At 70.0% G+C, this 11,575-nt stretch carries 9 protein-coding genes; 6 read left to right on the top strand and 3 right to left on the bottom strand.

The window, feature by feature from the left end; translation table 11 throughout:
* The first annotated feature begins 192 nt into the window (after positions 1 to 192).
* On the top strand, positions 193 to 1,407 hold the full coding sequence (locus LCN96_RS40340) for an ABC transporter ATP-binding protein (RefSeq protein WP_225267672.1): 1,215 nt from the start codon (positions 193 to 195) through the stop codon (positions 1,405 to 1,407).
* Positions 1,408 to 1,529: 122 nt separating this feature from the next.
* Here LCN96_RS40340 and LCN96_RS40335 read toward each other — a convergent pair whose 3' ends face one another.
* A complete protein-coding gene (locus LCN96_RS40335) occupies positions 1,530 to 2,279 on the bottom strand; it encodes an SDR family NAD(P)-dependent oxidoreductase (protein ID WP_225267671.1) in 750 nt (249 codons plus the stop codon).
* A gap of 35 nt (positions 2,280 to 2,314) precedes the next feature.
* On the opposite strand from LCN96_RS40335, the gene LCN96_RS40330 reads away from it, so the two are divergent.
* Positions 2,315 to 3,484: a PQQ-dependent sugar dehydrogenase gene (locus tag LCN96_RS40330; RefSeq protein ID WP_225267670.1), complete on the top strand. Its 1,170-nt coding sequence runs from the start codon at positions 2,315 to 2,317 to the stop codon at positions 3,482 to 3,484.
* Here the strand turns inward: LCN96_RS40330 and LCN96_RS40325 are convergent.
* Positions 3,444 to 3,764, bottom strand: a complete 321-nt coding sequence (locus LCN96_RS40325; protein WP_225267669.1) for a carboxymuconolactone decarboxylase family protein — start codon at positions 3,762 to 3,764, stop codon at positions 3,444 to 3,446. The two genes, LCN96_RS40330 and LCN96_RS40325, sit on opposite strands and share 41 nt — an antisense overlap.
* A gap of 261 nt (positions 3,765 to 4,025) precedes the next feature.
* On the opposite strand from LCN96_RS40325, the gene LCN96_RS40320 reads away from it, so the two are divergent.
* Together LCN96_RS40320 and LCN96_RS40315 are read left to right on the top strand one after the other, a co-directional pair.
* Positions 4,026 to 4,703 (top strand): LptM family lipoprotein, encoded by a 678-nt coding sequence (locus LCN96_RS40320; RefSeq protein WP_225267668.1) that lies wholly within the window; start codon positions 4,026 to 4,028, stop codon positions 4,701 to 4,703.
* A 10-nt stretch (positions 4,704 to 4,713) separates the two neighbouring features.
* Positions 4,714 to 7,857, top strand: a complete 3,144-nt coding sequence (locus tag LCN96_RS40315) for an AAA family ATPase (protein WP_225267667.1) — start codon at positions 4,714 to 4,716, stop codon at positions 7,855 to 7,857.
* 98 nt (positions 7,858 to 7,955) lie between these two features.
* Here the strand turns inward: LCN96_RS40315 and LCN96_RS40310 are convergent, their stop codons facing one another.
* Positions 7,956 to 9,128: a TerC family protein gene (locus LCN96_RS40310; RefSeq protein ID WP_225267666.1), complete on the bottom strand. Its 1,173-nt coding sequence runs from the start codon at positions 9,126 to 9,128 to the stop codon at positions 7,956 to 7,958.
* 113 nt (positions 9,129 to 9,241) lie between these two features.
* On the opposite strand from LCN96_RS40310, the gene LCN96_RS40305 reads away from it, so the two are divergent.
* Together LCN96_RS40305 and glnII are read left to right on the top strand one after the other, a co-directional pair.
* Positions 9,242 to 10,333, top strand: a complete 1,092-nt coding sequence (locus tag LCN96_RS40305) for an NAD(P)/FAD-dependent oxidoreductase (RefSeq protein WP_225267665.1) — start codon at positions 9,242 to 9,244, stop codon at positions 10,331 to 10,333.
* A 210-nt stretch (positions 10,334 to 10,543) separates the two neighbouring features.
* Positions 10,544 to 11,563: a glutamine synthetase gene (gene glnII / locus LCN96_RS40300; RefSeq protein WP_225267664.1), complete on the top strand. Its 1,020-nt coding sequence runs from the start codon at positions 10,544 to 10,546 to the stop codon at positions 11,561 to 11,563.
* Positions 11,564 to 11,575: the final 12 nt, after the last annotated feature.

The following is an 11,575-nucleotide window of genomic DNA, read 5'->3' as shown; positions in this document are numbered from 1 at the left end:
CCATCATGGTTCCGGGAAAACTGGAAGTCTCCTGTGAGCGCAAGGGCTGGTCACGCCGTAACCCTTGACACCGATGTCCGTTTCGGGTGAGATGCTTGAAAACGTATCCACGCCGAGTGGGGAGATCCGCTCCATGCGAGTGGATCTGACGGGACCATCCGGGCCATCCGCCCTGGAGCGCGAAGGAATGTCATGGCATCCATCGTTCTGACGAACGTCGACAAGATCTACGCCGGTGGCGTAAAGGCCGTGAACGGGCTCAACCTTGAGATCAAGGATGGCGAGTTCATGGTGCTGGTCGGCCCGTCCGGTTGCGGTAAGTCGACCGCGCTCCGGATGATCGCGGGTCTGGAGGACATCAGCGGTGGCGAGATCGCCATCGGCGACAAGGTGGTCAACCACTTGCCGCCCAAGGACCGCGACATCGCGATGGTCTTCCAGAACTACGCGCTCTACCCGCACATGACGGTCGAGGAGAACCTCGCCTTCGGCCTCAAGCTGCGCAAGATGCCCAAGCCGGAGATCCAGAAGCGGGTCAACGAGGCCGCCAAGATGCTCGGCCTGGAGACCTACCTCAAGCGCAAGCCGGCCGCCCTGTCCGGTGGTCAGCGCCAGCGTGTCGCCATGGGCCGCGCCATCGTCCGTGAGCCGCAGGCCTTCCTCATGGACGAGCCGCTGTCCAACCTGGACGCCAAGCTCCGCGTCTCCATGCGCGCCTCGCTCAACCAGATGCACGAGCGCCTCGGCGTCACCACCGTCTACGTCACGCACGACCAGGTCGAGGCCATGACCCTCGGCGACCGCGTCTGCGTGCTGCGCGACGGTCTGCTGCAGCAGGTCGACACCCCGCAGAACCTGTTCGACAAGCCGGTCAACCTGTTCGTCGCCGGCTTCATGGGCTCGCCCTCGATGAACTTCGTCACCGCCGAGCTGATCCGCGGCGACGGCGGCGCCGCCGTGGCCTTCGCCGACATCAAGCTGTCGATCCCCGAGTCGACCTTCTCCGAGAAGCCGGGCCTCGACCAGTACATCGGCAAGAAGATCATCCTCGGCATCCGCCCGTCCGACTTCGAGGACGCCGCCTCCGCCGGCAGCCACGCCAACGGCTGGGCCACGCTGCCCGTCAAGGCGGAGGTCACCGAGGAGCTGGGCTCCGAGATCAACGTCCTGTTCCTGATCGACGCCCCGCCGGTCGAGCACAAGGACACCGTCGCCGCCGCCGACGCGGGTGACGACGAGGACGCCACGCTGCCGCTGTCGGGCGACAAGTCCCTGTGGACCGCCCGCGTCAACGCCCGCAGCCACGTGCGCCCCGGCCAGAGCATCGAGCTGGTCGTCGACACGCACAACCTGCACTTCTTCGACCCGGCCTCCGGCCTGTCGATCGGCCACGAGGCCAACCGCTGACAACCGATTCCCGGCCGCGGGCGTGAGCCCGCGACCGCCCGGGCCCCCACCGCGACCCCCTCCCGCGGCGGGGGCCCGTTCTCTTGCGCGAACCTTTCGCGCGAACCCTTGCGTGAACGGGCTCAGCGGCCGATGCGCTGGGACACCATGGCCTGCAGGCCGCGCGGCACCAGCCGGCCGATCGCCACGATGAGCTTGTAGCGCAGGTCGGGGACCGACACCCGCTTGCCCAGCGCCAGGTCGCGCATGGCCGCGCGCACCACGGCGTCGGCCTTCAGCCACAGGAACCACGGGATGCCCGAGCTGTCCATCGAGGCCCGCTGGTGGAACTCGGTGCGCACGAAGCCGGGGCACAGCGCCATGACCCGGATGCGCGAGGGGCCGAGCGACGTCGCGGCCGACTCGCTGAAGTTCACCACCCACGCCTTGGACGCGCTGTAGGTGCCCCGGGTGAAGAACGCCGCCACCGACGCCACGTTGATGATCGCGCCCCGGTCGCGCTCCCGCATGCCGGGCAGCGCCGCCAGCGTCAGCCGCAGCACCGCCTCGCAGTGCACCTTCAGCATGCGGACCTCGTTGGCGACCGGCACGTCGGGGAAGTGCCCGGCGTTGCCGAAGCCGGCGTTGTTGACGAGCAGATCGACGCCGTCACGCAGCCTCGACTCGACCCTGGCCAGGCCCTCCTCGGTCGCCAGGTCGGCGGGCAGCACCTCGACGGACACGCCGTACCTGAGCTTGAGCTGGTCGGCGACCTTGGTGAGGCGGAGCTCGTCGCGCGCCACGAGGACGAGCGAATAGGCGTCGGCGGCCAGGTGGCGCGCGAAGGCGGCGCCGATGCCGGCGGTCGCGCCAGTGATCAGTGCGGTTGGCATGCCTGCACCATAACGGTCGTGGCAGGATGGGTGACGTGCGCCTCGTCGTGGCCGGGCTCTGCCTCATGGCCGTCACCGCCTGTACGCCCGAGCAGCCGGCGGGGTCGGCGACGCGCCCCGCCACGCCCACGGGCGCGGCCCCCTCACCCCGCACCAGCCCGCCCGAGCCGCAGACCAGCACGTCCACGCCCAGGCCCGCGCGGGGCGAGCTGCGCTTCACCGAGATCGCCCGGCTGGAGCAGCCCGTGGCGTTCGCGGTGCGCAAGGGCGACGACCGGCTGTACGTGGCCGAGCAGACGGGCCGCCTGCGCACCACCGACGGCAGGACCGTGATCGACCTGTCGGGCGAGGTGAGCACGGGCAACGAGCAGGGGCTGCTCGGCGTCGCGTTCCACCCCACGGGCCGCTGGGTCTACCTCGACTGGACCGATGCGCGGGGCCACACCCACATCACCGAGTGGGCCTACGACGGCGAGCGGGCGACCGGCAGGCGCGAGGTGCTCAAGCAGGACCAGCCGTACGCCAACCACAACGGCGGCCAGCTCGCCTTCGGCCCCGACGGCCTGCTCTACATCGCCTTCGGCGACGGCGGCGGCGCGGGCGACCCGCAGGGCAACGGCCAGGACCTGGGCACGCTGCTGGGCAAGATCGTGCGCATCGACCCGCGCGGCACCCCGTACAAGATCCCTCGCGACAACCCGTTCGCCGGCCGGCGGGGCGTGCGGGGCGAGATCTGGGCCTACGGCCTGCGCAACCCCTGGCGGTTCAGCTTCGACCGCGGCACCGGCGACCTGTGGATCGGCGACGTCGGCCAGAACGCCTGGGAGGAGGTCGACCACCAGCCCGCCCGCTCGCGCGGCGGCGAGAACTACGGCTGGAACCTGCGCGAGGGCAAGGTGCGCTTCCGCGACGGCCAGGCCCGCGACCTCGTCGAGCCGGTGATCGTCTACCCGCTGAACGAGGGCGGCAACTGCTCGGTGATCGCCGGGTACGTCTACCGCGGCGAGCGGATCCCCTGGCTGCGGGGGCAGTTCCTGTACGGCGACTTCTGCGCCGGCTGGGTCAGGGCCGCGCCCGCCGACGACGTGACGGGCTCGGCCGAGGTCGGCAAGGTGGAGCAGCTCTCGTCGTTCGGGGAGGGCCCCGACGGCGAGCTGTACGCGCTCAGCCTCCAGGGTCCGATCTATCGGATCGAGCCCGCGTGACCCGCGCGATCAGCGACTCCACCTGGTCGTTCAGCTTGGCGCCCCTGGCCCAGCCGGCGTAGTGGGTCAGGAAGACCGCCACCTCCCGCAGCTCGGCCTCGCTCAGCTCGCCGGCGCGCAACGCCACGTCGAGCTGGGCGTCGGTCATCTCGTGCAGCCCCTGGCCGACGAGCAGCCCGAGGAGGAGCAGGCGACGCTCCCTGACCGTCAGGACCGACCGGGACCACAGGTCGGCGAACTGACGCTCGGCCGTCATGCCGAAGGAGTCGACGGTCTCCATCGCGGGTTCTGTCATTGTCCGCTCCAGGGTGTCGATAGGGATCCTCATATCTTTCGCTACTTCCTGGCATGAACCAATGGGGGTTGCATGAACGTTGTAGCGGAGCGGCGCAGCCCCGGCACGGAGGGCTTTTGGGTCTGTAACAAGTAAAGCCAAGGCTTGGCCAAGTTTTGGTCAAGATTTCTCACCGTGCGGCGAGCTGATTTCCCTCCAAAGCGGGCACAACAACTCCGTTGGTCCGTCATGCGGAGGTAAGCCCTGGTGAAAAAGACACGGGCTTTGATCGCGCTCATGGTCGCGGTCCTGATGCTGTCCGCGTGCGGACAGCCGGAGTTCACCTACGTACGCGACAAGAGCGGCACCACGTACTTCAAGGTGCCGGCCTCATTCACGCAGCTCGACGCCTATCCCATCGAGCTGTACCTGTCCGGCGACCATCCCAACTCGCAGGCGGCGCTCCTGCGGGCCCAGCGGGTCTGGTCGACGGCCTTCGACCAGTCAGCGGATCCGTCGGTCAACCATCTCCTGGGCTCGACGGAGCCCTTCGTCTACGCCACCGTGCACCAGCTCACCGAGGAGCAACGGGACGCCATCTCCCTCAACAGGCTGCGCGACTTCGTCCTCCCAGTGACCGAGGAGATGCGCGCCGCCTACCTGCAGCAGGCCATGGCGACGAACCAGCCGCCGATGTTCAGCCGCTTCGAGCCGCTCAGCGACGAGGTGCTCACCCTCGACAGCGGGGCCAGGGGAGTACGCGTCCGCTTCAACTACCAGATCGGCAACGACGTCCAGACCTTCGACCACACCGCCATTCTCGACGAGAAGGGCGCCACGGTCTCCGTCATGCTCATCGGCTGCCAGTCGGTCTGCTACCTGAAGCGCGCCGCCGAGTTCGACAAGATCGCGAGTTCTTTCAAGCTGCTCCGGCTGCCCGGATGAGGGAGCATCATTGACCACGACAGTTCACCACGAAGGGCTGCGCGCCCCCGGCAGCGGGCCCAATGATCCCGAATCCGTCACCAGAAAGAAGATGCAGTTCTGGGACCGGAGCAAATTCCTGATCGCGCTCGTGCTGGCCTACCTCGTCCTCACCTGGAAGGTGATGGCCGACTACGAGGGCATCATCGGTTTTCCCGAGGCGGCGCGGCGCATCGCGATCGAATACCAGTGGATCTTCTGGCTGCTCGGCGCGGAGCTGCTGCGGCAGGTGCACTTCCTCGTCAGCGAGCACTGGTCGGGTTACCACCGCTTCTGGAGCCAGAAGGTCTTCGGCGGGTTCGAGCGCTGGACGCACCGCCGCTTCGACGACTGGACGCGCTTCCGCCTCGCCCGCGCGCTGAAGATCCTCTTCTTCGTCACGCTGATCGCCCTGGTGCTGGGGGCGGTGCTGGACGTCAGCCCGTTCACCGCGCTGCTCCAGGCGCCGGCGCTGATCTGGCAGGCGCTGCCGTTCTTCCTGCAGATCGTCTTCCTGTTCTTCTTCGTCATCATCCAGTTCGTCGGCCTGTTCTGGTTCCTGTCCAGGGGCGGCGTCGAGACGTACTTCCCCGACGACATCAAGACCCGCTTCCACGACGTGTGGGGGCAGGACCACGTGGTCGAGCGCGTCCAGGAGAACATCGTCTTCCTGGAGCGGCCGGACGAGATCGAGAGGCGCGGCGGGTACGTCCCCAGCGGCCTGCTGCTGTGGGGCCCGCCGGGCACCGGCAAGACCCTCATGGCCGAGGCCGTGGCCGGTGAGACCGGCAAGCCGTACGTGTTCGTGGATCCGGGCGCGTTCACGAACATGTTCATGGGCATCGGCATCCTCAAGGTCAAGTCGCTGTTCAGGAAGCTGCGCAAGCTGGCCCTCCGGTACGGCGGCGTGATCGTCTTCTTCGACGAGGCCGACTCCCTCGGCAAGCGCGGCAGGCTGGCCCAGCAGGGACCGCCCGGGCAGGGCGGCGGCTTCGCCGGGCACTCCTCGGGCTTCGACGGCTGCCACGGCATGACCTACATGTCCGAGGCCACCCGTCAGCTGCTCGCCTTCGGCGGCGGGCGCGGCGGCGAGGAGGAGCCGGGCCGGCGCAACCGCTTCATGATGGGCGGGGGCATGATGAACAGCGGCGACCCCGGCACGCTGCAGGCGCTGCTCACCGAGCTGTCCGGCCTGAAGAAGCCGCGCGGGTTCTTCAACCGGCTGGTGCGCCGGCTGCTGGGCATGCGGCCCAAACCGCCGCCCAAGTACCGCATCCTGGTCATGATGGCCACCAACCGGCCCGACGCGCTGGACGAGGCGCTGCTGCGGCCGGGCCGCATCGACCGCATCTACAAGGTCGGCTACCCGTCCAAGGCCGGGCGGGTGCGCACCTACCAGGGCTACTTCGACAAGGTCTCGCACGAGCTCACCCACGAGCAGATCGACAAGCTGGCCACGATCACCCCGTACGCCACCGGCGCCACGATCAAGGACCTGGTCAACGAGTCGCTCATCACCGCCATCAGGGACGGGCGCGAGATCATCACCTGGTCGGACGTGCTGCGCGCCAAGCGGCTCAAGCAGCTCGGCCCGCCGGAGGACGTCGAGTACATCGAGCGCGAGCGGCACGCGGTGGCCGTGCACGAGGCGTGCCACGCCGTCGTCGCCTACGTCACCCGCTTCCACCTCGAGATCGACATCGCCACCATCGAGAAGGGCGCCGACTACCTGGGCATGGTCGCCTCGATCAAGCCCGAGGACCAGTTCACCCGGTGGAAGTCCGAGCACGAGGCCGACATCATGGTGTCGCTGGCCTCACTGGCCGGGGAGCGCATGTTCTTCGGTGAGGACAACTCCTCCGGCGTCTCCGGTGACCTGTACTCCGCCACGTACCTGACGGCGATGATGGAGTCGTACTGGGGGATGGGCTCGGGCGTCACCTCGCTGCCCGCCCTCCAGGAGCTGGAGATCATGGGCGGCAAGGCCGTGCGCAAGCCGGGCGCCGGCGGCTCCATCGGCATCACCGACAGGGAGCCGGCCAGGCGTCAGCAGGACATGACGCCCGACGTGCTGGGCGAGCGCATCGAGTTCAACCTGGTGCGGCTGCTGGAGAAGACCGAGGAGCTGCTGCAGGAGCATCGCAGGGAGGTGCTCTGCCTGGCGCACGCGCTGGAGACGCACAAGACGCTCAACGGTGACGACGTGGTCGCCATCATCCGCAGGGAGCCGGGGCCGCTGCTCGACGGCAGCATCTACGCCTCCGACGAGCTGTACCGGGAGCTGGAGGAGTATCACCGCGACGCGGTCAGGGCGCACAAGGAGCACAGCCGGATCGAGCGGGAGCTGCCCGGACACCAGGAGCCGGTGCAGGCGGTGCCGGGGGCCTTCACTGTCGCCGGGGTGGTCGTGCAACCTGCGCCGGGGGGTGTGGGGCCGGTCATGCAGGTGCCTGGGGCGCCGCCCGGGTCGCCCGTCATGCAGGCGCCGCCGGGGTCGCCGCCCGTGATCCAGGCGCCGCCGCCTCCGGCGGGCACGCCGCCGCCCATGGCCCCGCCTGCGGGCGCGCCCGTGCCGCTCGCGCAGGAGCCGCCTGCCGGGCCCGGCGCCGCACCGGCTGCTGGGCCGCCCACCGGATCGGCCGCTGGTTCGGCTGCCGAGCAGCCGGATCGGCCGGAGTTCGTGCCCTGGGCCGGCACCGCGCAGGCGCCGGTTCCTGTGCAGCCGGCGGTCCCCGTCGTCGTGAGCACCCCCGCCGCCACGCCGCCCCCTGAGCGGCGGGGTGGGGGCCGGATCTGGCTGGTGATCGCCAGCCTGCTCGGGCTCGTGGTGCTGTCCATCATCGCGGCGCTCGCGGTGACGGGCACGCTGGGCGGGGGCAACGGCGCCGGCTCGGCGGTGTCCGGGGTGGCCTCACCGGGGCTGCTGCTCCTGCTGTTCGTGGTGGTCGTCTCGGGGATCGTGGGCGCCGGGCTGGCGTTCGTCGCGATCAAGGGCATCCGTACGGCGCAGGCCAAGGCGGAGCAGGAACGTGACCAGGCCCACGCCAGGGCCCAGCTCCTGGCCGCGGCCATGGATCCCGACACGGCCATGCGGCTGCTCGGTTACGACGGCAACGGAACCGACCGCCGTACCTGAGCACAGGACCGCGTGCGGGCCGGGGCGTTCCAGCGAGCGCCTCGGCCCGCTCGTGTCCCCTCGCGCGCGCCCGGCGTCGTCCCGCGCGCCCGGCGCCCTCACGCGCGGCTGTGCTCCTCGTGGGCGCGGCGTACCAGGTCCGCCAGCTTGTCCTCGCCGCGGATCAGCTTCCTGTGCTTGTCCGGCAGCCGCCTGAGCCGCTCCTCCTCGGCCAGCAGCCTGGCGAAGAGCTGCCCGCGCAGCTCGGGATCGTGCTCGACGTCCAGGTACTCCTGAGCGAGCCTGCGCACCATCGACACCGTGTTCTGCACCCGCCCCCGCGCGCTGAACAGCGAGGCCGCGATCGTGATCGCCAGCACACCGATGATCACCGACAGGGACAGGCCGGTGCTGATCTCCACCACCGGCACCGGCTCGCCGTCGTTGATGAACGGCACGTTGTTCTCGTGCAGCGCGTGCAGGATCAGCTTCACCCCGATGAAGGCCAGGATGACCGCCAGGCCGTACGCGAGGAAGATCAGCCGGTCCAGCAGCCCGTCGATGAGGAAGTAGAGCTGCCGCAGCCCCAGCAGGGAGAAAGCGGTGGCGGTGAAGACGAGGTAGACGTTCTGGGTGAGGCCGAAGATGGCCGGGATGGAGTCCAGCGCGAACAGGATGTCGGTGCCGCCGATCGCGATCATGACGAGCAGCATCGGCGTCATGACGCGCTTGCCGTCCTGGACGGTGAACAGCTTGTCGCCGTCGTAGGTGTCACTGGTACGCAGCAGCCGCCGCGCCACGCGCACCATGAGATTTTCGGGGGAGTGGCTCTCCTCGCCCTCCGGCTTGAGCAGGTTGCCCGCCGTGAGCAGCAGGATGAGCCCGAACAGGTAGAACACCCAGGCGAACATGTTGATCAGAGCCGCCCCGACCAGGATGAACCCGCTCCTGGCCAGCAGCGAGAAGACGATGCCGAACAGCAGCGCCTTCTGCTGGTCGGCGCGCGGCACCTTGAAGCTCGACATGATCACGAGGAACACGAAGAGGTTGTCGACCGACAGCGCCTTCTCCGTCACGTAACCGGCGAAGTACTCCGCCCCCGGCTCCGAGCCGCCGAACACCCAGACCCCCACGCCGAACAGCAGGGCGATGCCGACGTACAGGGCGGACCAGATCGACGCCTCGCGCAGCGTGGGCACGTGCGACTTGCGGACGTGGAAGAAGAAGTCGAACAGCAGCAGCCCGACGATCCCCAGGATCGTCAGCCACCACACCGCGGCGGATACGTGCACTCCAAGGCTCCATGTGTGCCGGCCGTCGTGGGGGGAGGCGACTGCGAACGCGTGTCCTGGCAGGTGGTACCCGGTGGGCGGGAGCCCATGCGCCGTACGGTAGGAAGGGGATCATGCATGTGATCGTCATCGGCAGCGGGATCGCGGGCGCGAGCGCCGCCTTCGCGCTGTCCCGCAGGGGCGCGGCCGTCACGGTCGTCGACTCGGGGGAGGCCGGGCAGGCCACGGCCGCCAGCGCGGGCATCATCGCGCCGTGGGCCTCCGCCGTGGAGGGGCCCTTCTACGACCTGTACGCCGCCGGCGCCGCCTACTATCCCGAGGTGATCGGGCTGCTGGCCGAGGCGGGCGTGGAGCGTACCGACTACCGCCGCAACGGCGAGCTGCTGGTGCACGAGGACCCGGCCCTGCTGGACGAGGCGCAGGCCCGCGTCGAGGCGCGCGCCCGCGACGCCGGCGCGGTCGTCGGCGAGGTGCGGCGCATCGGCAACGACGAGGTGCGCGCCCTGTTCCCGGTGCTCGCCGACACGCTGGAGGGCGTGTTCATCTCCGGCGGCGGCCGGGTGGACGGGCGCACCATGCGCGACGCGCTGCTCCAGGGCGCGGCCCGCTACGGCGCCCGGCAGGTGCGCGGGCGGGCCAGGCTGCGCCCGCAGGGCCCGCCGCTGGTGGAGGTGGGCGCCGACCTGCTGGCGGCCGACGCCGTGCTGGTCGCCTCGGGCGCCTGGGCCGACGAGCTGCTGGAGCCGCGCGGCCTGCGCCTGGCGGTCGAGCCGCAGCGCGGCCAGATCTCCCACCTGCGCCTCGACGGCGTCGACACCAGCGGCTGGCCGTCGGTGCACCCGCTGTCGCACCACTACCTGGTGGCCTTCGACGACTCGCGGGTGGCGGTGGGCGCGACCAGGGAGACGGGCAGCGGGTTCGACGCGCGGGTGACGGCGCGGGGGCAGCTGCAGGTGCTGTCCGACGCGTTGCGGATCGCGCCGGGGCTGGCGGACGCGACGCTCATCGAGACGCGGGTCGGGCTGCGGCCGCTGGCGCAGGAGCAGGTGCCGATCGCCGGGCCGCTGCCGGGGACGGACGGGCTGCACGTGGTGACGGGGTTCGGGGCGGCGGGGCTGACGATGGCGCCGTACACGGGTGACGCGCTGGCCCGCTCCATCCTGGGCGGCGAGCCGGTGCCCGAGCTGGCGCCGTTCGCGCCCTAGAGCCGACCGGGCCTGCTCGCCGGGGTCAGGACGCGGCGGCTGACGGCGGGCAGGGCGGTCCCCTCGTGCGGCTCCGGGGCGCAGCGACGGAGGCGTGTCGGAGAGGTGACGACGCGCCGCGATTAACATGGCGTTCACATTCGGGCAAAAACCGGGAAACGGCCGTCCGTAAGACTCGGCGTGGCTGAGAGAAACCCCGAAAGGACCGCCGTGAGCTACAAGGCTGAGTACATCTGGATCGACGGCACCGAGCCCACCGCTCTGCTGCGCTCGAAGACGAAGATCCTTGCCGACGGGGCCGAGCCTCCGGTCTGGGGCTTCGACGGATCCAGCACCAACCAGGCCGAGGGCCACTCGTCGGACCGCGTGCTCCGCCCGGTGTTCGTCTGCCCCGACCCGATCCGCGGCGGCGCGAACAAGCTCGTCCTGTGCGAGGTCGAGGAGATCAACGGCGAGCCGCACGTCAGCAACACCCGCGCCCTGCTCCGCCCGATCGCCGAGCAGTACGCCGCGCAGGAGTCCTGGTTCGGTATCGAGCAGGAGTACACCTTCTTCAAGGGCAGCCGCCCGCTCGGCTTCCCCGAGGGCGGCTTCCCCGCCCCGCAGGGCCACTACTACTGCGGTGTCGGCGCCGAGGCCGTGTTCGGCCGCGAGATCGTCGAGCTGCACCTCGACCGCTGCCTCGCCGCCGGTCTGGCGATCTCCGGCATCAACGCCGAGGTCATGCCCGGCCAGTGGGAGTTCCAGGTCGGCCCGGCGGGCCCCCTCGAGGTCGCCGACCACCTGTGGGTCGCCCGCTACCTGCTCTACCGGACCGCCGAGGAGTACGGCGTGGAGGCCACCCTCGACGCCAAGCCCGCCCGCGGCGACTGGAACGGCGCCGGCGCGCACACCAACTTCTCCACCAAGGCCATGCGCGAGGGCTACGAGGCCATCATCACCGCGTGCGAGGCGCTCGGCGAGGGTGACAAGCCGATGGAGCACGTCTCGCAGTACGGCGCCGACATCGAGCTGCGCCTGACCGGCCACCACGAGACCGCCCCGTGGAACAAGTACAGCTACGGCGTCTCCAACCGCGGCGCCTCCGTGCGCATCCCGTGGCAGGTCGAGGTGGACAAGAAGGGCTACATCGAGGACCGCCGCCCGAACGCCAACGTCGACCCGTACGTGGTCACCCGCCTGCTGGTGAACACCTGCTGCGCGGCCCTGGAGAAGGCCGGCCAGGTCTGATCTCGCTGAAAG

This window comes from Nonomuraea gerenzanensis, from assembly GCF_020215645.1.
GTDB classification, from domain to species: domain Bacteria; phylum Actinomycetota; class Actinomycetes; order Streptosporangiales; family Streptosporangiaceae; genus Nonomuraea; species Nonomuraea gerenzanensis.
Note: the sequence above shows the minus strand (reverse complement) of the source record. Positions and strands in the feature narration are given on the sequence as shown.